Raw genomic sequence first — 21,449 nt, 5'->3', positions numbered from 1 at the left:
ACGAAGTCAGAGCGTGTCGATAAGGTCGCGCAGGACCTGAGAGGGCGTGGTGTGCTGCTGCTGCGCAGCGTGGTCGAGCTTGGCGCGGCGGGCCGCATCAAGCCGCAGAGTGAAGGGTCTTGCCTCGTGCCCAACACTGATCGGCCGGCCCGGAACTGCCCGGCCGAGGTGGGAGCCTCCATAGCTCTGCTCAGATTCAGCCTGGCGGGCCCACCGCTCGATGTCCTCGTCGGAGAACTCGGTCCCGTTGGCCGCTGTGTACCGGCTCATGGGGCTACCTCCTCATTCCGATCTCGCGAAGCACCTTGGTCGTGGCGACCATCGCATGGAAGACGAGCCATTCGTGACTATCCAGCTCAACGGCGATGAACTCCAGTAGTCGGCCGCGCCCATCCAGTCCGACCCCGACCCACTGCACCGGGTCGGTGTCCCGGGCACGAGATCTCAGTGCCCCGAGAAAGGCGGTCTTCACATCCTGTGGTGTGATGCCTGGGTGTCTGACACTCACGCGCGGATGGACCCTCACCGTCTCATCCATGGCGGGCCACTCCTCGTGCTTCTGTCAGACGACCCCAAGTGTAGTACGAAACTATGGAGTGCGGGAGGGAGTGCACGGCCCGCCTCCTGGTGGACCGCGCGGCCTGAGCGCCTGGATCGCGCCTGGCGTGGCGTATCTCGCCTGGGGGCGGTGCGCCCGACTCTTTAGACTGTGTCCCGGCCCGCAGCCCGTGCGCTGACCAGGGCCGAACCGACCCCCGACCCGTCAGGAACGAACAGTGAACGCACGTCCTCTCAATGTCGCCGTCATCGGAGCCGGTCCCGCAGGCATCTACGCCTCGGACATCCTCTCGAAGTCGGGCATGGAGGTCTGTATCGACCTGTTCGAGCGCCTGCCCGCCCCCTACGGGCTGGTGCGCTACGGCGTGGCCCCCGATCACCCGCGCATCAAGCAGATCATCGTGGCCCTCTACAAGATCCTCCAGCGCGGGGACATCCGCCTCATCGGCAACGTGGAGGTTGGCCGGGACATCTCCGTCGACGAGCTGCGCACGCACTACGACGCGCTCATCTTCTCCACCGGCGCCGACACCGACGCGCCCCTGGACATCCCCGGCATCGACGCCCCCGAGTGCCACGGCGGAGCCGACTTCGTCTCGTGGTACGACGGCCACCCCGACCACCCCCGCAGCTGGGAGCTCACGGCCAAGGAGATCGCCGTCATCGGCGTGGGCAACGTGGCGCTGGACATCGCCCGGGTGCTGGCCAAGCACCCCGAGGACCTCATGACCACCGAGATCCCGGCCAACGTCGCCGAGGTCCTGCGCACCTCCCCGGCCACCGACATCCACGTCTTCGGCCGCCGCGGCCCCGCCCAGGTCAAGTTCACCCCCCTGGAGCTGCGGGAGCTGGGCAAGCAGCCCGACGTCGACGTGCTGGTCGACGAGGAGGACTTCGAGTACGACGAGGGCTCCCAGGCCGCCCTGGCCGCCTCCAACCAGCAGCGCCAGGTGGTCAAGGCCCTCGAGGGCTACGCCATGCAGGAGCCCGAGGACCTCACCGCCTCCCAGCGCATCCACATCCACCTCTTCTCCGCGCCCCACGAGGTGCTCACCAATGAGGAGGGCCATGTGGTGGGGCTGCGCACCGAGCGCACCCGCCTGACCGGCGACGGCAACGTCACCGGCACGGGGGAGTACCGCGACTGGCCCGTCCAGGCCGTCTACCGCGCCGTCGGCTACGCCTCCAGCCCCATCGAGGGCCTGCCCTTCGACCACGAGCGCCGCGTCCTGCCCAATGAGGGTGGCCGAGTGCTCGGCGAGGATGGCAAGCCGCTGACCGGCGTCTACGCCACCGGGTGGATCCGCCGTGGGCCCATCGGGCTGATCGGCTCGACCAAGTCCGACGCCCAGGAGACCATCACCAACCTCGTGGCCGACGCCGAGGCCGGGCTGCTGCGCGCCACCGCCGAGGACCAGGCCCAGGTGGGGCACGAAGCCGTCATGGTCATGCTCAACCAGCGCGGGGTCCCCTTCACCACCTGGCAGGGCTGGGAGCTCCTGGACGCCTACGAGCGCGAGCTCGGCGAGTCCTACGGCGAGGTCACCGTCTCCACCGGGCAGGCCAAGGGGCGCGAGCGCGTCAAGGTGGTCTCCCGCGAGGCCATGACCGCGATCTCGCGATCCACCCAGGTCCCCGAGGATCTCATCGGAGACCCCGAGGCCGATCGCGTCCCCGATCGCGTCGCCCACCGCCTCCAGGCCTGAGCGGCACACATCGGGGCCGGATGGTCGAGGACGAGACCTCTCGCCCTCGACCATCCGGCCCTCTCAGTGCTGAGCGCGTACTATCGTGCTCCGTCGCACATTCCCGAATGAAAGGCTCCCCATGCGAGTTGGCGTTCCCACGGAGATCAAGGACAACGAGTATCGCGTGGCCATCACCCCGGCCGGCGTCCACGCCCTGGCCCAGCGCGGGCACGAGATCCTCATCCAGGCCGGCGCCGGGACCGGCTCGGCCATCACCGACGAGCAGTACGCCCAGGCCGGCGCCACTGTCGTCCCCCGGGCGGCTGACGTGTGGGACCAGGCGGAGATGGTCCTCAAGGTCAAGGAGCCCATCGCCTCGGAGTACGAGCTCATGCGCCCCGGCCAGCTCCTGTTCACCTTCCTGCACCTGGCCGCCGACCGCCCCCTGACCGAGGAGCTCCTGGCCCGCAGGATCACCTCCATCGCCTATGAGACCGTCCAGACCGACGACGGCGGGCTGCCCCTGCTGGCTCCCATGAGCGAGATCGCCGGGCGCCTGTCCGCCCAGGTGGGCGCTGACGCCCTGCTCAAGCCCCACGGCGGGTCCGGCGTGCTGCTGGGCGGGTCCTCCGGGGTGCGCCGCGGATCCGTCGTCGTTCTGGGCGGGGGCACCGCCGGGCTGTGCGCGGCCCAGGTCAGTGCCGGCATGGGGGCGGATGTCACCGTCTTCGACATCTCCGCCGCCCGCATGCGCCACATCGAGGAGATCTCCGGCGGTGCCATCCGCACCCGCTACTCCACCGCCCTGGACGTCGCCCAGGCCGTGGCCCAGGCCGACCTGGTCATCGGCGCCGTCCTCGTCCCCGGGGCCAAGGCCCCCCGCCTGGTGACTCGCCAGATGGTGGCGAGCATGCGCCCCGGCTCAGTGCTGGTGGACATCGCCATCGACCAGGGCGGGTGCTTCGAGGACTCCCGGCCCACCACCCACACCGATCCCACCTACCAGGTGGAGGGGACCACCTTCTACTGCGTGGCCAACATGCCCGGCGCCGTGCCCTACACCTCCACCCACGCGCTGACCAACGCCACCCTGCCCTACGCCCTGGCCCTGGCCGATGAGGGCTGGCGGGGCGCCTGCGCCGCCCGCCCGGACCTGGCTCGCGGCGTGAGCACCCACGAGGGCGCCCTCTACACCGCAGGAGTGGGGCAGACCCTGGGCATCGAGACCGCCGACGTCGCCGAGCTGCTGGCCTGAGGGCCCGACGCCACGAACACGGAAAGGGATGACATGACCACTATCGGATCGCTCTCGCCCACGCACTGGTACAACCTGGCCGCGGACTTCCCCGAGCCCCTGCCCCCGGCTCTGCACCCGGCCACCCGCGAGCCCCTGCGGGCCGAGGACCTGGAGGCCCTCTTCCCCCGGGCGCTCATCGACCAGGAGATGTCCACCGAGCGCTTCATCGCCATCCCCGAGCCGGTGCGCGAGGTCTACGCCAAGTGGCGTCCCTCCCCGCTCATCCGCGCCGATCGTCTTGAGCGGGCGCTGGGCACCAAGGCGCGCATCTTCTACAAGTACGAGGGCGTGAGCCCCGCCGGCTCCCACAAGCCCAACACCGCCATCGCACAGGCCTGGTACAACGCCCAGGAGGGCACCACCCGCCTGACCACCGAGACGGGGGCGGGGCAGTGGGGCGCCTCCCTGGCGCTGGCATGCTCGCTGTTCGGCATGACCTGCGAGGTCTGGCAGGTTCGCTCCTCCTATGAGGCCAAGCCCTACCGCCGCTACCAGATGGAGGTCTACGGCTCGACCTGCCACTCCTCGCCCTCCGAGCTGACCGAGGCCGGCCGGGCGATCCTGGCCAAGGATCCGCAGACCACGGGAAGCCTGGGCATGGCCATCTCCGAGGCCGTCGAGGTCGCCGTGGCCCACCAGGACGTCCACTACGCCCTGGGCTCGGTGCTCAACCACGTCATGCTCCACCAGACCGTGATCGGCCAGGAGGCCATCGCCCAGCTGGTGCAGGCCGGGGTGGAGCAGCCCGACGTCGTCTTCGGCTGCGCCGGGGGAGGCTCGAACCTGGCGGGACTGGGCTTCCCCTTCATCGGCCGCAACCTCACCGAGGGCACCTCCAGCCGCGTCGTGGCCTGCGAGCCGGCCGCCTGCCCGACGATCACCCAGGGGGAGTACCGCTACGACTACGGGGACGTGGCGGGGATGACGCCCCTGCTCAAGATGTACACGCTCGGCGCGGACTTCGTGCCTCCGGCCATCCACGCCGGGGGCCTGCGCTACCACGGCATGGCGCCGATGGTCTCCCACGCCGTCGATCAGGGACTGATGGACGCCGTCGCCGTGCCCCAGGACGAGGCCTTCGCCGCGGGCCTGATCTTCGCCCGATCCGAGGGGGTCATCCCGGCCCCCGAGTCCACCCACGCGGTGGCCGCGGCCGTGGAGCACGCCCGCCAGGCCGGGCAGGGAGAGACCATCCTCATCGGCCTGTCCGGCAACGGCGTGCTCGATCTGCCCGCCTACGAGGCCTACCTCTGAGGGGACCGCCCCGCTGCCCCGCCGAGCCGTGAGCGCCGTGGCCGGCGGGGCGGCGGCTCCCGCGGCGGGGCGGGCGGGGCGGGCGGGGCGCCCGGCAAGGGGAGGATGACCTGGGGCGCTGCCGGTGTGCGCCTGCTGGCTGAGAGCGGTCCTTCCGCTGGATGAGGGCCCTGCGGAACCAGGATCGGCATCGGGGCGAATCACTGACATCAGTCGTCAGATCTACGGTGTGCCCATGAGATCACGACGCACAACACCACACACTGTCCGACGCAGCCTGCCCCTGGCGGTGGCTGCAGCATGCCTGGCGCTCAGCGCATGCACCCCGGGGATGATGGCGGGGCACTCCACCCAGGCCACCCCTGTGGAGGCGGCATCAGCCGCGCCCGTCCCCGCCGGGCTGGAGACCTTCTACACCCAGAAGGTCGATTGGAAGGACTGCGAGGATGGCAAGTCCTTCAAGTGCGCCACCGTCAAGGTGCCGCTGGACTACAAGGACCCCTCGGGTCAGAGCATCGATCTGGCGCTCAAGAAGCTCCCCGCCAGCTCGGGCAAGCCCATCGCCTCGCTCATGATCAACCCCGGTGGCCCCGGTGGCTCGGGCATCGAGCTGGTTGAGGGCGGGGAGGCGGCCTTCTCCGGGGACCTGCGCGCGAACTTCGACATCATCGGATTCGACCCCCGCGGAGTGGGCGCCTCTACCCCGCTGACCTGCCTCAGCGCTGAGGAGATCTCCCAGGCCGTCGAGGCGGTCGCCGCCGGTGGCGATGCGCAGGCCGCTGTGGGGGACGATGCCGAGGCCTCCCAGGAGGACACCGCCAAGGCGTCGGTGGAAGCCGGTCGGGAGGCCGCGACCACCTGCGAGCAGAACTCTCCCGTCCCGGGGATCATCGACCACATGGACACCGACTCGGTGGCCCGCGACCTCGATGTGCTGCGCGCCCTGGCCGGCGATGAGCGCCTGTACTACTTCGGCACCTCCTACGGCACCTTCCTGGGAACCCGCTATGCCGAGCTGTTCCCCGCCAACGTGGGGCGCATGGTCCTGGACTCCGCCCAGGACCCCTCGATCGGACTCGCTCAGGTGGGCCGGGACCAGTCCGTCGCCATCGAGAACAGCTTCCGCTCCTACGTCGAGACCTGCCAGTCCGGCAAGGACTGCCCGCTGGACGGCGACGTCGAGGCCGGCATGGCTCAGCTGAGGGCGCTGTTCGAGAAGGCCACGAAGTCCCCACTGCCCACCGATCAGGACGGTAAGACCGTCAATGGCGAGACCATCCGCCAGACCATGACCGAGCTCATGTACGACGACGGGACCTGGGAGTCGCTGACCTCGGCGCTGAAGCAGGCCATCAAGGACGGCAAGGGCACCGAGCTCGCCGCCCTCGCCGAGAAGCCCTCCGACGAGACCGACCCGAAGGCGGCGGCTGAGGCCGAGGTCCGCAAGCTCGCCAATCAGCCGGCCATCAGTGCCGTGGACTGCCTCGACTACCCGGTCGAGGGTGATGAGGCCCAGTGGGACAAGGAGGCCGCGGAGCTTCGCAAGGAGACGCCCACCGCCGGTGGCGCGCAGGCCCTGACCCCGGGCCTGTGCAAGGGCTGGGGGCGCCAGTCGGAGCGCACGCCGGCTAAGGCGAGCGCCCCGGGGGCTGCGCCGATCCTCATCCTGGGCATCACCGGTGACCCGGCCACGCCTTACCAGTGGGCCGAGTCCCTGGCCTCACAGCTCGAGTCCGGCCATCTGGTGACGGTCAAGGGCAACGGTCACGGCGCCTACATCCGCACCGGTGAGTGCGCCACCTCGGCGGTGGACGCCTACCTGCTGCGCGGGGAACTCCCCGAGAAGGGCCTGACCTGCGAGGCGGAGATCGCGCAGAAGTGAGCCGCGGCGGTGGGGCGAGTGGCACCCTCGGGTGTCCGCGCGATCGATGCTCCGCGACTGAGAGGGATGGCGCGGAGTGAGATGAGAGCCCCCCGGTGAGATCCCATGGGATGGGGATCAGTGCGGGTCCCGCCGCAGATGATGCGGCGGGACCCGCACCGTCGGCTCTCAGAGACGACGCCCATAGCCGGTCACGACATTCCTCGCAGCGATCACACAGAGAATATCCATAGAATGAGCCTCATGACTGGGACGACGCATCACAACGGCCTCAAGACCGCCGTTCTTATGGGCGGGCTGTGGAGCCTCCTGCTCCTGGTGGGCTGGCTGCTGGCCCAGGGCACCGGCTCCTCCATCTGGCTGTTCATCATGCCGCTCATCGGCGTGGCCCAGACCGCCTACACCTACTGGAACTCCGACAAGCTCGCCGTGCGCTCGATGGGGGCCATCGAGGTCACCGAGGCTCAGTACCCGGCCATGTATGCCATCGTCCGCGAGCTCTCGACGACGGCGGGCCAGCCCATGCCGCGCCTCTACGTCGCGCCGTCGATGAGCCCCAATGCCTTCGCCACCGGTCGCAACCCGCAGAACGCGGCCGTGTGCTGCACCCAGGGCATCCTCCAGCTGCTCAATGAGCGCGAGCTGCGCGGCGTCCTGGGCCACGAGCTCTCCCACGTCTACAACCGCGACATCCTCACCGGATCCATGGCCGCGGGCATCGCCGGAGTGATCTCCTCGCTGGGCACCATGGCGCTGTGGTTCGGCGGAGGCCGGGACCGCGACCGCGGCGGCGCCGGCGCCCTGGTAGTCCTGCTCATGGCGATCCTGGCGCCACTGGCCGCCACACTGACCCGCTTCGCGGTCTCGCGCACTCGCGAGTACGACGCCGACCACGACGGCGCGGTTCTGACCAACGACCCCCTGGCCCTGGCCAGCGCCCTGAGCAAGCTGGAGTCCGGGGTCTCCTCGGTGCCCATGGACCGTGATCCGCGCCTGGAGCCCGTCTCCTCGATGATGATCGCCAATCCCTTCGGCAAGCTCGGAAGCCTGTTCGCCACGCACCCGCCCATGGCCCAGCGCATCCGGCGCCTGGAGGAGATGGCGGGCTACTGAGCCTCGGCCGAGTACCCCGATCCAGGGCTTCCGGGCCCCGAGGCGGCCGCTGATGCTCCGTGGATCGCGCAGGGACCGTGAGGCGGAATGATCGTGAATCCTCAGAGGGGAGAGCCGGTGACAGCATCCGACGAGGCCCCGGGGCTCCGGAGAGACGCGGATGACCCCGGTCTCGCCGTCGTGCTGGAGGACATGGCCCGCCAGGGCTCACTCACGGGTGCGCCGGCGCCCGCCATCACGGCGAGCCGCCTGGGAGCGGGGGAGAGCTACACGGCTTGGCTCCTGCGGCCGGCCGACCAGGGAGCGGGCGCGCATGTCCTGCGCCTGCCCCGGCGCCCAGCGGCGCAGATGCCCCGGCCCATGGCCGAGGAGTACGCGGCCTTGCAGCGCGTCCCCGCCGACCTGGGCTCCAGCGCCGTCGCGATGGAGCCCAGCGCCGACAACCCCCTGGCAAGCCCCTACATCGTGACCACCTATGTTCCCGGCAGGCCCCTGAGCCGCGGCGACTGGTATCCCGGCCTCGTCCCCGCCCTTGCCGAGCTGATCGCCCGCTTCCACCGGGCCGTGGACGAGGACGCCCCGCCCCAAGGACCACTGCCCACGGCCACCCATGAGGCGGAGGCCCTGCTGTCCTGGTGGGGCGAGAGCCATCCCGGCACCCTGGCCGACCCGCGTGCGCGCCCGCTCCTGGAGCCCTGGCGCCGGGCCCTGGCCGCCTGCGACGAGGCCTTCGAGGGTCAGCGCGCTCACCGTCTCATTCACGGGGACGTCGTGCTGCCCAACCTGGTCCTGGGCCCGGATGGGCGCCTGCGCCTGATCGACCTGGAGTGGTCAGGACCGGGGGACCGGGCCAAGGACCTGGCACTGGTCGGCGGAGCCATCACGGGCGGCCCCTGGTACGCGCCCATCGACGGCGAGCAGGTCCGCGCACTGGTCGAGGACTATGCCCGCCTCAGTGCCACGCTCGGCGCCATGCCCGAGGACGCTGGGCGGCTGGCACGTCGTCGTGAGGCCTGGGAGCTGCTGGACCGTCTGGACAACCTCCTGTACTGCCTGAGCCGGGCCACCGAGGAGGAGGGGCGCCGCTACGCCCGGTGGGCCGATGAGCTCGCCGCGGGCCTGGCCCGAGTGGTGAGCAGCTGTGCCCCGTAGCGCGCCGCAGTCGCCGGGCCGGCAGCCGGGGGCCGAGGCGTCGGCGCCCGCCGCCTGTGCCTGGCCGGATCGTGGTGAGGGTTCGCGCTGCACATTCATCTTGCACGGCTGCGATGAGAATCGTTGGAATTCCAACGTTCTGTCCGTGCAGGCACCTGTGGCGACAAAGATGAATGTGCATGAGCGACGCTCATGCACATTCATCCTGGATCCGCACCGGAGGCTCAGGGGAAGAAACCGCAGAATCATGCGGATTCCAATGAACTCACCCCACCGCAGTCCATGAATGAATGTGCAAGTCCGGCCCCGTCAGACGAGCCACCCCGCCCGGCGGCGCACCTGAGGCCCGCGACCATGGTGAGAAAGGGAAGACAGCAGTGCGCTCGGGGCCGGCATTGCAGCCGGGCGTCGTCTGGTGGGGACGCTACGAGGCGACACCGGTGACGAGGGTGGCGATCCGGCGAGCGCTGTCCCTCAGGGCACGGTCGTAGGCGGTGCGCTCAGCAGTGCCCGCAGGCGGCAGGAGGGAGGCTCCGTAACTGATGACGGTATCGAGCAGCCTCAGGCCGACGCCTTCGAGCGTGCGGTAGACCGGGCAGAGATACTCTTCGACGCTATGGGGCTCGCTGCCCGCTGGGGTGTAGAAGGCCTGAGTCTCGCCGACGGTAAGGGACAGCACCGCGGGCTTGCCGTCGAGCGCACAGCCGGCCGCGCTGCCCGAGCGGAAGGCCCACCCATCAGCCCACACCTCCTCGACCCACTGCTTCATCAGCCCACTCCACGAGTACCAGTACAGGGGCGTGGCCAGGACGACGGCATCGGCCTCATCGAGCAGGGCCTGCTCGGCGGGGACGTTGAAGCGGGTACGGCCTTCGGGGCTGGTCGGAGCGGTATCAAGACGATGGATCGTGGTGCCTGGCAGCACGGCCCTCAACTCGTCCAGGATGGCGGCGTTGGCGTTGGAGCCCTCGAGGTGAGGGTGACCGGAGACAACGAGGGCGCGCATGACTGGGAGTCTACGCAGGATGCGCAGGTCCGTGACCAGCATGCATCTGCGCGTCGGCCCGTGCCGGGTGGGGCGTCGGGGGTCACGCCAGGCCTGAGGGCTCCTCCGGGCCAGGCAGGCGATGCCTTCCGACCCGCGATGGTGTCCGGCCCTACCGGTAGTTGACGAACTGGAGCGCGGCCTCGACCTCGAGCTCCTTGAGCAGGGCGATGACGGACTGGAGGTCGTCGCGGGACTTGGAGGACACGCGCACCTCGTCGCCCTGGATGGTGGCCTTGACGCCCTTGGGGCCCTCGTCGCGGATCGCCTTGGTGATCTGCTTGGCGACCTCCTGGCTCAGTCCCTCCTTCAGTGGGCAGACCAGGCGGTAGAGCTTGCCCTGGGGGCGGGGCTCCTTGTCGCCCAGGTCCAGGGCCTTCAGGGAGACGCCGCGGCGGAACAGCTTGGACTCCAGGACATCGAGGATCGCCAGGACGCGCTCGGCGGTGTTGGCCTCCATGGTGATCGTGTCGCCCGCCAGGGACACCGAGGCGTCAACGCCCCGGAAGTCGTAGCGCTGGGCGATCTCCTTGGCGCACTGGTTGACGGCGTTGTCGACCTCCTGTCGGTCGAGCTTGGAGACGACGTCGAAGGAGGACTCGGATGCCATGGTCTGCCTTTCTCTTCGGTGGCCCGGTGACCCGGTGGCCCGGTGGCCCGGGAGCGGGGCGCTCGGGCCGCTGTTGCCGGATACGGCCCGATCCTGCCATGGATCCGCAGGCTGTGAGGAGAGTCCTACGAGCGCGGATTGGCGCCCCTGCCACGGGCTTGCTATTCTTCCACGGCGCCAAGCGATGGCCCCAGCGGCCGGAGTGAGGAGCGACGGCGGGTTGCCCGAGCGGCCAATGGGAGCTGACTGTAAATCAGCCGCGAAATGCTACGGGGGTTCGAATCCCTCACCCGCCACCATGACAGCACGGATCATCTCCGTTGCCGTCAGATCCGCCCCAGGGCGGAGGCCCGCAGTGAGAGGGAGCCCACGGGGGTCCGGATTGCTTCCGCGATCCAGATCTGCCTAGGATTCCGCTCGTTGCCCCGATAGCTCAGTAGGCAGAGCGTCTCCATGGTAAGGAGAAGGTCAAGGGTTCGATTCCCTTTCGGGGCTCTGAGCATAGCGGGGGCCGATGGCCCCCATTGTGGTCATATGGCGAGGTAGCTCAGCTGGTTAGAGCGCACGACTCATAATCGTGAGGTCGAGGGTTCGAGTCCCTCCCCCGCTACGCAAGGTTCGAGTACCGCGCTTCCGTCGCATGCTCGAGGATCGAAACGAGGAGTACAACGTGGCCAGCAAGTCCGCCGACGTTCGCCCCAAGATCACTCTGGCCTGCTCGGAGTGCAAGGAGCGCAACTACATCACCAAGAAGAACCGTCGCAACACCCCCGACCGCCTGGCCATCTCCAAGTTCTGCTCCCGCTGCGGCAAGCACACGGAGCACCGCGAGACCCGCTGAGGCGCCGGTACATCGCCCAGGCCCCGCTGATCCGTGATCGGCGGGGCTTCGTCGTGCCCGACTAGAATCGGGCCATGAATCCTGGACGCCCCGTGGGCGGTGAGCAGGCAGGGGGGCGCGAGGCGGAGGAGCGGCTCATCGCAGGGCTTGCCGAGGCTCTAGTCCCGGCGCTCGCCGCGCCCTTGGGCGAGGGGGCCTTCCGCGCCGCACGAATGGGCGCCGTGGCGGTCCTTCCCGCTGTGCTGACACTGCGGGACCTGCGCGAAGGCGCGCTGGGACCGTGGAACGGCATGATCCACCGGCGCTGTGAGTGGAGGCCTGCTGAGACGACGGCGGGCGCCGGGAGCGCATCGACGTCGCCAGTGATCGACAGGCGGAGGCGGGCTGGGTGGGACCTGCTGCGGGCCAGGTGCCGGGTTGCGGCGCAGGGGCGCGACTGGCTGGTCACGCATGACCTGGCGCAGCGCACCGGCAGGAGCCTGCGGCCCGCTGAGCCCGCAGAGCTTGCTGAGCCCGCAGAGCTCTCCGACGCCGCAGCGAGGGCAGTGGGGCCGGCCTCGGACCTGGTACTGCGCGTGACTGCTTCGCAGATCGCCGCATGGGCTCGGGGCAGCGGTGACGGCAATGAGATCCACCTGCGGCCTGGAGCGCCGAGGGCTGCGGGCCTGGATGCGGGGCCTGAGGACGTGGTCGCCCATGGGCTCATGCTCGGAGCGCTCAGCTTTGCCGTCACCGGCGGGGGCCAGGGGGGAGGGCTTTTCCGCTTTCCCGCGCCCGCGACGATCCCGGCCGGGTTTCAGCGCGACGAGCGGGGGTCGAGCCTCACGGTGGAGCGTCTCAGCGGCACGATGCTGATGAGGGGCACCTCGGTACTCGAACGGCGTTGAGACACGGGGACAACTCCCCGTGGAGTTCACGGGTATCTGAGCTCCTCGAATATTGCCAAGCGACCTTCACTGTGGGGTAACATGTGACCGTTACTGATCTGTGATGCTCCACGTGTCACATCTTTGGGCATGATCGTGGTTCACCGCACTTGCAGTTTTCGACGAAAAACAGGACTATCGACCTACTGGATGTTATAAATGATGCATACGGATAGTTCATGCATGAATCAAGCCCGACGCGACCTCCTGACTACCGGGAGCGAGAGGAGCCGACACGGTGTCCACCACCGACATTCGGACTGCTGAGCCCACCACCTGCGGCCAGGATGAGGTCGTGGTGACCTCGTGTGGCCAGGAGGTTGTCGAGCCTGCCAAGACCTGTGGGCAGGAACCCGTCGAGCCCGCCGAGACCTGTGGGCAGCAGGCTGCTGAGCCCGCTGAGACCTGCGGCCAGGAGGTTGTCGAGCCTGCCAAGACCTGCGGGCAGCAGCCGGCTGAGCCCGCCGAGACCTGCGGCCAGGAGGCCGTCGAGCCCGCCGAGACCTGCGGCCAGGAGGCCGTCGAGCCCGCCGAGACCTGCGGCCAGCAGCCCGCTGAGCCCGCCGAGACCTGCGGCCAGGAGGCCGCCGAGCCTGCCAAGACCTGCGGGCAGCAGCCCGCTGAGCCCGCCGAGACCTGCGGGCAGCAGCCCGCTGAGCCCGCCAAGACCTGCGGGCAAGAGGCTGCCGAGCCCGCCGAGACCTGTGGCCAGGAGCCTGCCGAGCCCGCCAAGACCTGCGGCCAGCAGGCCGCTGAGCCTGCTGAGACCCGCGGGCAGGTCGCTTCTCGCCACCGCCGGCTCGACGACCTGGAGATGGACTCCTGGCGGTCCTTCCTGGCGGCCTCAACCTCGGTGACCGCTCGACTCAACCATGAGCTCGAGGCCGGCTGCGGCATCTCCATGCACGAGTACGAGATCCTCGTCCGCCTCTCCGAGGCCCCCAAGCACTCCATGCGCATGTCCACGCTGGCCGAGCGCGTCTCCCACTCCCGCTCCCGGCTGACCCACACGGTGGGGCGCCTGGAGAGGGAGGGCTACGTCGTGCGTGTCTCCTGCTCCTCGGATAAGCGCGGTGTCAACTGCGAGTTGACCGAGGAGGGCCTGGCCTTCCTGCGCAATGCGGCTCCGGTTCACCTTGACGGAGTGCGCCGCCATGTGGTCGACCGCCTCAGCCGCGACCAGTTGGAACTGCTCTCCGAGCTCATGAAGGTGATCTCCGAGGCGCCCACGGTGCAGGCCGCGCCCGTGTCGGTCCCGCCCCAGACGCTGTCGGCCTGACGGCGCCGGCCCGCCCGGGCCTCCGAGTCGGGGCGGCCCCAGCGGGCCCGCCGTCTCAGGTGCGATCGTCCTGATCAGCGCGGAGCGGGCGCCACAGGTCGGTCCACACGATCCCCAGATCGCCCAGGAGGCGGCGCAGCAGCGGCAAGGAGATGCCCACGACGGCATGCGGGTCGCCCTCGATCCCCTCGATGAAGGCCCCTCCCAGGCCGTCGATCGTGAAGGCCCCCGCGCACCACAGGGGCTCGCCCGAGGCCACATAGGCGTCGATCTCCTGCTCGCTGGGCACGCCGAAGCGCACCACGGTGGCGCTGGCCTGACCGCAGGCCTCGCCGTCGGCCAGGCGTACCAGGTGGTGGCCCGTGTGCAGGATGCCGCTGCCCCCGCGCATGGCCAGCCAGCGGCTGCGGGCCTGCTCGGCGTCGGCCGGCTTGCCGACCACCTCGCCGTCGATCTCCAGCATGGAGTCGCAGCCCACCACCACCTCGGCCTCGCCCGGATCCGTGCGCCCGGCAACCTCCATCGCCTTGGCGCGCGCCAGGGCCTGGACCTGCTCCGCCGGCCCGGCCTCGGGGTCGCTGCGGGCCAGGTCGGCCAGGACGGCGGGCTCATCGACCCTGGAGACGCGCACCAGCGGCTCCACACCAGCAGAGCGCAGGGTGGCGAGGCGGCCGGAGGACTGGGAGGCCAGGATGATCATGCCGCGATACTACGGCGCGCTCGCCGCCACCCGGCTGCTGTGGAGCGCCCGGGCCGCCTTGGACGGCCCCCCGGGCATCGCAGGATCGCCGCGCTCCAGGTCGCTAGGCTGGGCCCATGAGCCCGGAACCCTCGGTCTTCAGTCCCCTTGTCACGGTGGATGCCACCGGCTCCACGCAGGACGACCTGCGCGAGGATCTCCTGGGCGGCCGCTCGGAGCGCTGGCCGCACTTCTCGGCCCTGCACGCGTTGAGCCAGAGTGCGGGGCGGGGGCGCTCGGGTCGTGCCTGGGTGACCCCGCCCGCCGGCGCCCTGACCGTCTCGGTGGTGCTGCGCCCTCTCGTTCCCGCCTCGGCGCTGGGCTGGTTGCCCCTCCTGGGCGGGCTCGCGGTGCGCGACGCCCTGGCGCCCCTGGTCGACCCGAGCGCCTGCCAGGTGGGGACCAAATGGCCCAACGACGTCGTCGCCCACTGCCCCGGCCTGCCGGACCTACCAGGATGGCAGCGCCACCGGAAGCTCGCCGGCGTCCTGGCCGAGCTGGTCGCCCCGGCGGCCCGCCCCGCCGAGAAGGCCTCCTCGCGCGAGCAGGCTGCGATGGTCGTCCTGGGCATCGGGGTTAACGTGGATCAGGTCCCTGAGGAGCTCCCGGTGCCGTGGGCCGCGTCCCTGCGCATGCTGGGCGCGCGGGCGGAGGTCGGCGAGCTGCGCGAGTCCGTGGGGATCCAGCTGCGAGCCCGCCTGGAGCAGTGGGAGGAGGCGGACGGCCGGCCCGGACCCGACCTGATGGAGGAGCTGCGCAGCGCCTGCACCACATTGGGGCGGGCCATCAGTGTCCAGACCCCTGATGGCCAGGTGAGCGGAACCGCTGTTGACCTGCGCCCCGAGCTCGTCGTCGATACCGGGGAGCGCCTGGTGTCCCTTCAGGCCGGTGAGGTCAGCCTGCTGCGCACCCAATCCCAGCCCGGTGACCAGTGATGAGCTGAGCGGCCAATGTCCACCGTATGGCGCTCATTGAGCACATTCGTGTGACCTGCGCTACTCTAGCGCGGTGACGTCGGATACGCCCGGCCTGGAGGAGGCCGACAGACAGCAGCCCAGCAGCGCGGACTGGGCCTCTATCGCGGGCCATCAGCGACTTCTCCTCGGGGAGGAGCCCAGCCTGGCCCTCGCTCAGCTGGCGCAGCAGGCCGGAACGGATGAGGAGACGGCCAAGAGCTTCTGGCGCGCCATGGGATTCGCCGACGTCGACCCCCAGGAGGTGCGCTTCACCAGCAACGATGTCGCCGCGCTGCGCAACACCCTGGCCCTGGTGGGGAAGGATCCCGGTCAGGGCCTGGCGATGGCCAGCGCCCTGGAGCTGCTGCGCGCCCAGTCCTACACCATGGATCGCCTGGTGCTCTGGCAGCTCGAGACCCTGGTGGTGGACCTCGGCCAGCGCCTGGGCCTGGACGACACCCAGGCGCGACTGGCCGCCCTCGACGAAGTGGGGGACATGGTCGACATCCTGTCCAAGCAGCTCGCCTACGTCTGGCGGCGCCACCTGGCCTCCCTGCTCAGCCGGACCGACGCCGAGGTCGCCGGCAGGGACCGGGAGGAGGCCGGCCCCGACTACTACCCGCTCATCCGCTCCCTGGGCTTCGTCGACATCGTCTCCTTCACCCAGCGGGCCCAGGGCATGAGCAAGCAGGACCTGACCCTCATGCTCGAGGACTTCGAGCACACCACCCGCGACGTGGTGACCTCCAGGGGCGCCCGCGTGGTCAAGACCATCGGCGACGCCGTCATGTACATCGCCGATGACCTGCCCACGGCGGCCGACGTCGTCACGGCGCTGGTCGATGAGCTCCAGGGCGGCCCCGAGGCCATCCGCGTGCGCGCCTCCCTGGTGCACGGGCGGGTCGTCTCACGCTCCGGCGACGTGTTCGGCCCCACCGTCAACCTGGCATCCCGACTCGTGGATACCGCGGAGCCGGGCGGGATCCGCATGGACGAGGCCACGGCCATGGCCCTCCTGGACGGGCCGGTGGCGCACCTCTACCGGGTCGGCCAGTGCCACCAGGTGGTGGCCAAGGGGCTGGGACGGATCGTGCCCTGGTCCCTGGAGCGCGCCTGAGACCTCACGCACGTTGTCGCCGTGTTGATCGATTCGATCTCCGGGACGATGGCGGGCGCGGCCGTAGTCGCCTACGATCGCCAATGTGACCACTGTTCTGCTCGTTGAAGACGACCCCGCTATCTCTGAGCCGCTCGCCCGGGCCTTCGGCCGGGAGGGCTACGCGGTCCTCACCCATGGCACCGGAAAAGGGGCCCTGGAGGAGGTCGCCAGCGCAGACATCATCGTGCTCGACCTCGGCCTGCCCGACATCGACGGCCTGGACGTCGCCCGGGAGGTGCGCGCCCAGGGACTGACCATCCCCATCCTCATGCTCACCGCCCGCAGCGAGGACTCCGACCTCGTCGTGGGCCTGGATGCCGGGGCGGATGACTACGTGACCAAGCCCTTCCGCCTGGCCGAGCTCCTGGCCCGCGTGCGCGCACAGGTGCGCCGCGCATCCGGGGAGGCCACCGAGGATGCGCTCTCCCTGGGGGCCATCCGCGTGGATGTGGCCGCCCACCGCGCCTTCGTCGGCTCGCGCGAGCTGCAGCTGACCATCCGCGAGTTCGAGCTGCTGCGCGTGCTCGTGCGCGGGGGCGGCGCCGTGGTCAACAGCGAGGACATCCTCAAGGAGGTGTGGGGCGAGGACCCCACCGGCAGCGCGCAGACCCTCCAGATGCACGCCAGCTGGCTGCGCCGCAAGCTCGGTGATGATGAGGAGGCCCCCCAGATCCTGCTCGCCGAGGCCGAGGGATACCGCCTGGCGCCCTGAGGCCGGCTGCCGGCCGGCTGGCCCAGCAGCGTCACTGGCCGCGCCGCCGACGGGCTCGCGATCACGCCCCGGCCCACCTGGGTCGGGGCGCTCTCCTATCCCGTCCAGCCGGACCCGATGAGAAGAGGTAGCAGATGCGTCGTCGAACCATGATGATGACGATGGGCGCGGTCGCCGTGGCCGTGGTGCTGCTGGGCGTTCCCCTGGGCGGTGCCTGGATCATCCTGGCCCTGCGCACCACCTCGGAGCGCGGTGACCAGGTCAGTGCCGTGGCCACGGTGCTCCTGACCGTCCTGGCCCTGACCGGGGTGGCGCTGACGGCGGCCTCAGTGGTGGCCTCCAAGGCCGCCCGTCGGCTCTCGGCGCCCTTGATCTACCTGGCGGCCGAGGCCGAGCAGATCGGCTCGGGCCAGGTCCGCCCGCGCCTGCGCTCCTCGGGCATTGAGGAGATCGACCTGGTCCAGGCCGAGCTCGTGCGCTCCGCTGAGCGCGTGGCCGGGCGCATCGCCGCCGAGCGGCAGTTCGCCTCGGACGCATCGCACCAGCTGCGCACGCCGCTGACCTCGCTGAGCCTGCGCCTGGAGGAGATCGAGCTGCTCACCGACGAGGAGGAGGTGCGCGCCGAGGCCCACGCCTGCCTGGAGCAGGTCGAGCGCCTGACCGGAGTGGTGGAGGACCTGCTCAAGATCTCCCGGCGCACCGGGGGCGGGACCACCGAGGCCCTGCATCTCAGAGATGTCTTCGATCAGCAGCGTGAGGAGTGGGAGCCGGCCTTCGACGCCGCCGGGCGCCGCATCACCTTCACCGACGAGGTGCTCCAGCCGGTACTGGCCACTCCGGGATCACTGGCCCAGGTCCTGGCCACTGTGATCGAGAACTCCCTGCGCTACGGGGACGGGGAGACGACGGTGAGCGTGCGCAGCGCCAACGGCGGGCACGGCGTCTTCATCGATGTGGCCGACGAGGGCAAGGGGGTGGCCGATGACATCGCCCCGCATGTCTTCGAGCGCCACGTCTCGGGACACGGATCGACGGGCGTGGGACTGGCTCTGGCCAAGGACCTCATCGAGGCCGACGGCGGGCGCATCGAGCTCGCCCAGCGCCATCCGGCCGTCTTCTCCATCCTCCTCAACGCGGTCCCGCGCTCCCTGGACCCCAACAACGTCCTGCCCCAGGGGGCGCTGGTCTCGGTGGGGCGCCGTCGGCGCTTCTGAAGCGTCCTGACGCGCGAGCCTTGCCGCTCGCGCCCTGCCCCGCTCAGCGCCGGAACCACAGGCGCCGCAGGCAGTGGGCGGGCGGACATGGCCGTGCGATGCGCAGGCGCCTTCACATGCAGGTCGCTCGGATGCGGGAAGGCCCTCTCCGCTGGCCAGGGGCCGGCCTGGGGGACAATGCAGGTCGCTCGGATGCGGGAAAGCCCCCAGCGGGCACCGTGCGGTGCCGCTGAGGGCCGTGCCCGCCGGGAGTGGGCCCGGCTCAGGCGCGGTTGGCGGGCTCTCGGGTCGGCTCTGAGGCCGCCTCCTTGCGGGAGGCGAGCTTGGACTGCAGCCAGGCCCAGATCATCGGGGCCACCGAGACGAAGACGATCCCCAGGATGACGAAGTCGATGTTGTGGCGGATCCACTCGAACTCGCCCAGGAAGTAGCCCAGCCAGGTCAGGGCGAAGGCCCAGACCGTGGCGCCCAGGACGTTGTAGAAGATGAAGTGCCGGTACCCCATCTTGCCCACGCCGGCCATCACCGGGGTGAAGGTGCGCACGATCGGCACGAAGCGCGCCAGGGTCACCGCCTTGCCGCCGTGGCGCTCGAAGAACTCGTGGGTGCGCTCGACGTACTCCTGCTTGAACAGGCGGGAGTCGGGCTTGTTGAAGATCGCCGGTCCGGCCTTGTGACCGATGTAGTAGCCGGTCTGATCACCCACGATGGCCGCCACCCACATGGTCAGGGAGACGATCCAGATGTTGACGGGCACACCCTGACTCGGGTCGACCTCGCCGAGGTGGACGAAGAGCCCCAGGGTGAACAGGAGGGAGTCGCCGGGCAGGAAGAAGCCCACCAGCAGGCCGGTCTCGGCGAAGATCACCAGGGCGACGGCCAGGACCGACCAGGGGCCGACCCAGCCGACAAAGGCCGTGATCATGTTGGCGGGGTCGAGCCACTCGGGGCCAAGGGCGGGAGCCGGCCCCATGGCCGGCAGGGCAGTGGTCATGACGGTGGATAGGGCGCTCACCGTTCAAGGCTAAGGGCCCGCCCCCGCCCTGCGCCGTGAGAGGCGTCCCCTCCGGCATGTGGGATCGGGCACCCCTCAGGCCCGGGGTGACGGGTGCTGAGCCCGCACCGGGGCCTCAGCGGCGCATGCCGTCATTGACCTCATCCCACTCCTCGGGGATGCCGCCCAGGCTCGCGCCCACGACGACCCCCTCCTGGGCGGGCTCGTCGGGGACGCCGGTGAAGACGATGTAGTGGTAGAAGAAGAAGCGGAATGCCGTGGCCAGGCCGAAGCCCACCACATAGGCGGCGATGTTGTCCGCCAGGGGCGAGGACAGCCCCAGGATGTGGTGGGTGAACAGCAGGCAGAACTGGGTGATGAGCACTCCGCCCGCATTGGCGAAGGCGAACAGGAGCGCCTCGCGGGCGGTGTTCTCCTGGGTGCGGCCGCGGTAGGTCCACATTCGGTTGGCCACCCAGGAGAAGAGGGTCGCCGTGGCCGCGGCCACCGCATTCGAGGTGTTGGGGTGGCCCGCCAGGATGCCGGTGGGCCCGTGCTGAAGCAGGTTGAACAGCCCGACGTCCACCACGAAGGCCAGTGCTCCCACCAGACCGAACTGCATGAACTCCGTGACCCATGCCCTGATTCGCTCCCGGAGCGACGGGTGATGGTCAGTGGTTGAAGCGGCCATGGAGGGCATCCTATTGACTTTGAGTGAATTGTGGGACGACCCGATCATTGGGGTGTGCTCCCCGTGTCATCACGGCACCCAGCGGATCGAGATCGAGCCCAGGTCCCACACCCAGGAGACCCACAGCAGTTGGCCCACCACGCCGGCCGCGATGACGGCCAGGCGACGGCGCGTGGAGCCCGCCGCCTGGGCGGCGGCCCAGGCAAGGGGGGCCAGGGGCAGCAGCAGGCGGAAGAGCGACGTCGTCGGATCGAAGAAGGCCAGCAGGTAGAGCATGTAGCCCGCGCACCAGAACCATGCCGGTGCCCCCAGGGTGCGCAGGGAGCGCGAGGTCAGGACCAGTGCGGCAAGGGCGAGGACCGCCAGCACGAGCATCCAGCCCAGGTGCGCCCCCACCCACCACTGGGAGCGGACGAGCCAGGGGGTGAAGGGCATGAGGTGCTCGCCCCGCCAGGAGGTCTCGGTGGCCGTGTAGGCGTCCATCCGGCCCGTGGTCGCCCAGGCGATGACCGGCCAGCTCAGGGCCGCGGCGCAGGTGGTCAGGGCCAGGATGGCCAGGCGCGGATGCTGCCCGGCACTGGTCGGCGTGTGGGTGGGCAGGAGGCGGGAGTACCAGTGGTGGGGGACCCATCCCCGTGCGCGCGCCTCCTCGAAGGCCCACCACAAGCACAGGGCCGCCCCCAGGGGCACCCCGACCGGACGGGCGAAGGCGGCCAGGACGGCGAAGGGTATCGCCGTCAGCGCCCGTCCCCGATCGGCCAGCATGAGGGTCGCGCCCACCAGCAGCAGGCCCAGCGACTCGGCGTAGGGAACCTGGAGGATCGCCGCGCAGGGGGAGGTCCACAGGATCGCCACCCCCCACAGGGAGGCGGTCGGTCCCGTGCGGGGGGCCAGCCAGCGGTCCATGACCACGGCGGCGCCGGCGGAGGCGATGATGGCGACCAGCGCCGCGCAGGCGTAGAAGGACCACCCCGTCCATCCCAGCGCCCCGGCCAGGGCGGGCAGGAGCGGCATGAAGGCCCAGGTGTTCTGCGAGACCCTGCCCGAGGGGTCGGTGGGAAGCGTCTCGGGGTAGCCCTCCCGGCTGACGCGCTCATACCAGCCCGCGTCCCAGAAGGCCATGTGCTCCAGCCAGCTCGGGGCGGCCTGCCCCCAGTTCGTGGCAGGGGTGTCCTGGGCGCCCAGGCGCAGGATGATGAAGCTCAGGGCGGTGGCCGCCGCCCAGACGGCCAGCACCTGGCCGGTGCGCGAATTCCTCACCTTCTTCACCCGCCACACCTTAGTGGGACGGAAGGGGGATCCGTCCACGAGCCGGGCCGCGCGGCGATGGTTGTTTCCA

The 21,449-nt window shown here is 70.2% G+C and carries 21 protein-coding genes and 3 tRNA genes; 16 read left to right on the top strand and 8 right to left on the bottom strand.

Annotated features, from left to right (window positions below; all coding sequences use genetic code 11):
* Positions 1 to 6 precede the first annotated feature (6 nt).
* Entirely contained in the window at positions 7 to 270 is a 264-nt protein-coding gene (locus EL266_RS12995; protein ID WP_026426475.1) for a hypothetical protein, read from the bottom strand.
* A gap of 4 nt (positions 271 to 274) precedes the next feature.
* Complete coding sequence (locus tag EL266_RS12990) at positions 275 to 538, bottom strand: hypothetical protein (RefSeq protein ID WP_026426476.1); 264 nt, start codon at positions 536 to 538, stop codon at positions 275 to 277.
* 238 nt (positions 539 to 776) lie between these two features.
* Here EL266_RS12990 and EL266_RS12985 point away from each other — a divergent pair, with 238 nt between their 5' ends.
* The 6 genes from EL266_RS12985 to EL266_RS12960 all read left to right on the top strand — a co-directional run bounded on the left by EL266_RS12985 (position 777) and on the right by EL266_RS12960 (position 8,944).
* Positions 777 to 2,264, top strand: coding sequence for an FAD-dependent oxidoreductase (locus tag EL266_RS12985; protein ID WP_026426477.1), 1,488 nt, complete (start codon positions 777 to 779; stop codon positions 2,262 to 2,264).
* A 121-nt stretch (positions 2,265 to 2,385) separates the two neighbouring features.
* Entirely contained in the window at positions 2,386 to 3,501 is a 1,116-nt protein-coding gene (ald, locus tag EL266_RS12980; RefSeq protein ID WP_026426478.1) for an alanine dehydrogenase, read from the top strand.
* Positions 3,502 to 3,534: 33 nt separating this feature from the next.
* Positions 3,535 to 4,797 (top strand): TrpB-like pyridoxal phosphate-dependent enzyme, encoded by a 1,263-nt coding sequence (locus EL266_RS12975; protein ID WP_051280990.1) that lies wholly within the window; start codon positions 3,535 to 3,537, stop codon positions 4,795 to 4,797.
* Between the two features lie 289 nt (positions 4,798 to 5,086).
* Entirely contained in the window at positions 5,087 to 6,679 is a 1,593-nt protein-coding gene (locus EL266_RS12970; RefSeq protein WP_232012046.1) for an alpha/beta hydrolase, read from the top strand.
* Positions 6,680 to 6,922: 243 nt separating this feature from the next.
* Positions 6,923 to 7,792, top strand: coding sequence for a zinc metalloprotease HtpX (gene htpX / locus EL266_RS12965; RefSeq protein ID WP_026426480.1), 870 nt, complete (start codon positions 6,923 to 6,925; stop codon positions 7,790 to 7,792).
* Positions 7,793 to 7,909: 117 nt separating this feature from the next.
* Positions 7,910 to 8,944, top strand: coding sequence for an aminoglycoside phosphotransferase family protein (locus EL266_RS12960; RefSeq protein ID WP_232012045.1), 1,035 nt, complete (start codon positions 7,910 to 7,912; stop codon positions 8,942 to 8,944).
* A gap of 424 nt (positions 8,945 to 9,368) precedes the next feature.
* Here EL266_RS12960 and EL266_RS12955 read toward each other — a convergent pair whose 3' ends face one another.
* Both EL266_RS12955 and EL266_RS12950 read right to left on the bottom strand, forming a co-directional pair.
* Positions 9,369 to 9,950, bottom strand: coding sequence for an NAD(P)H-dependent oxidoreductase (locus tag EL266_RS12955; protein WP_034514718.1), 582 nt, complete (start codon positions 9,948 to 9,950; stop codon positions 9,369 to 9,371).
* Between the two features lie 151 nt (positions 9,951 to 10,101).
* Entirely contained in the window at positions 10,102 to 10,599 is a 498-nt protein-coding gene (locus EL266_RS12950) for a YajQ family cyclic di-GMP-binding protein (protein WP_026426482.1), read from the bottom strand.
* Positions 10,600 to 10,813: 214 nt separating this feature from the next.
* Here EL266_RS12950 and EL266_RS12945 point away from each other — a divergent pair.
* The 6 genes from EL266_RS12945 to EL266_RS14115 all read left to right on the top strand — a co-directional run bounded on the left by EL266_RS12945 (position 10,814) and on the right by EL266_RS14115 (position 13,645).
* A tRNA-Tyr gene (locus EL266_RS12945) sits at positions 10,814 to 10,898 on the top strand.
* A 123-nt stretch (positions 10,899 to 11,021) separates the two neighbouring features.
* Positions 11,022 to 11,094: transfer RNA gene (locus tag EL266_RS12940), tRNA-Thr, on the top strand.
* Between the two features lie 41 nt (positions 11,095 to 11,135).
* Positions 11,136 to 11,209, top strand: a tRNA-Met gene (locus EL266_RS12935).
* Positions 11,210 to 11,269: 60 nt separating this feature from the next.
* Entirely contained in the window at positions 11,270 to 11,440 is a 171-nt protein-coding gene (gene rpmG, locus EL266_RS12930; RefSeq protein WP_026426483.1) for a 50S ribosomal protein L33, read from the top strand.
* A gap of 74 nt (positions 11,441 to 11,514) precedes the next feature.
* Positions 11,515 to 12,327 (top strand): hotdog family protein, encoded by an 813-nt coding sequence (locus EL266_RS12925; protein WP_126412394.1) that lies wholly within the window; start codon positions 11,515 to 11,517, stop codon positions 12,325 to 12,327.
* Positions 12,328 to 12,604: 277 nt separating this feature from the next.
* Positions 12,605 to 13,645: a MarR family transcriptional regulator gene (locus tag EL266_RS14115; RefSeq protein ID WP_428829239.1), complete on the top strand. Its 1,041-nt coding sequence runs from the start codon at positions 12,605 to 12,607 to the stop codon at positions 13,643 to 13,645.
* A 55-nt stretch (positions 13,646 to 13,700) separates the two neighbouring features.
* Here the strand turns inward: EL266_RS14115 and EL266_RS12915 are convergent, their stop codons facing one another.
* A complete protein-coding gene (locus EL266_RS12915) occupies positions 13,701 to 14,345 on the bottom strand; it encodes a Maf family protein (protein ID WP_026426484.1) in 645 nt (214 codons plus the stop codon).
* A 116-nt stretch (positions 14,346 to 14,461) separates the two neighbouring features.
* Here EL266_RS12915 and EL266_RS12910 point away from each other — a divergent pair, with 116 nt between their 5' ends.
* From EL266_RS12910 to EL266_RS12895, 4 genes are all read left to right on the top strand, one after another.
* Positions 14,462 to 15,319: a biotin--[acetyl-CoA-carboxylase] ligase gene (locus EL266_RS12910; protein ID WP_026426485.1), complete on the top strand. Its 858-nt coding sequence runs from the start codon at positions 14,462 to 14,464 to the stop codon at positions 15,317 to 15,319.
* 94 nt (positions 15,320 to 15,413) lie between these two features.
* Entirely contained in the window at positions 15,414 to 16,457 is a 1,044-nt protein-coding gene (locus EL266_RS12905) for an adenylate/guanylate cyclase domain-containing protein (RefSeq protein ID WP_034514721.1), read from the top strand.
* Positions 16,458 to 16,542: 85 nt separating this feature from the next.
* Complete coding sequence (locus EL266_RS12900) at positions 16,543 to 17,211, top strand: response regulator transcription factor (RefSeq protein ID WP_026426486.1); 669 nt, start codon at positions 16,543 to 16,545, stop codon at positions 17,209 to 17,211.
* Positions 17,212 to 17,345: 134 nt separating this feature from the next.
* Positions 17,346 to 18,425: a sensor histidine kinase gene (locus EL266_RS12895; protein ID WP_026426487.1), complete on the top strand. Its 1,080-nt coding sequence runs from the start codon at positions 17,346 to 17,348 to the stop codon at positions 18,423 to 18,425.
* A gap of 262 nt (positions 18,426 to 18,687) precedes the next feature.
* Here the strand turns inward: EL266_RS12895 and EL266_RS12890 are convergent, their stop codons facing one another.
* The 3 genes from EL266_RS12890 to EL266_RS12880 all read right to left on the bottom strand — a co-directional run bounded on the left by EL266_RS12890 (position 18,688) and on the right by EL266_RS12880 (position 21,379).
* A complete protein-coding gene (locus tag EL266_RS12890) occupies positions 18,688 to 19,419 on the bottom strand; it encodes a DedA family protein (RefSeq protein WP_034514698.1) in 732 nt (243 codons plus the stop codon).
* A 136-nt stretch (positions 19,420 to 19,555) separates the two neighbouring features.
* The gene (locus EL266_RS12885; RefSeq protein ID WP_408608470.1) at positions 19,556 to 20,110 is read right to left on the bottom strand and encodes a GtrA family protein; all 555 of its coding nucleotides are present in this window, start codon (positions 20,108 to 20,110) and stop codon (positions 19,556 to 19,558) included.
* Between the two features lie 69 nt (positions 20,111 to 20,179).
* Entirely contained in the window at positions 20,180 to 21,379 is a 1,200-nt protein-coding gene (locus EL266_RS12880) for a hypothetical protein (protein ID WP_232012044.1), read from the bottom strand.
* Positions 21,380 to 21,449: the final 70 nt, after the last annotated feature.

It is taken from the genome of Actinomyces slackii, from assembly GCF_900637295.1.
GTDB lineage: Bacteria > Actinomycetota > Actinomycetes > Actinomycetales > Actinomycetaceae > Actinomyces > Actinomyces slackii.
Note: the sequence above shows the minus strand (reverse complement) of the source record. Positions and strands in the feature narration are given on the sequence as shown.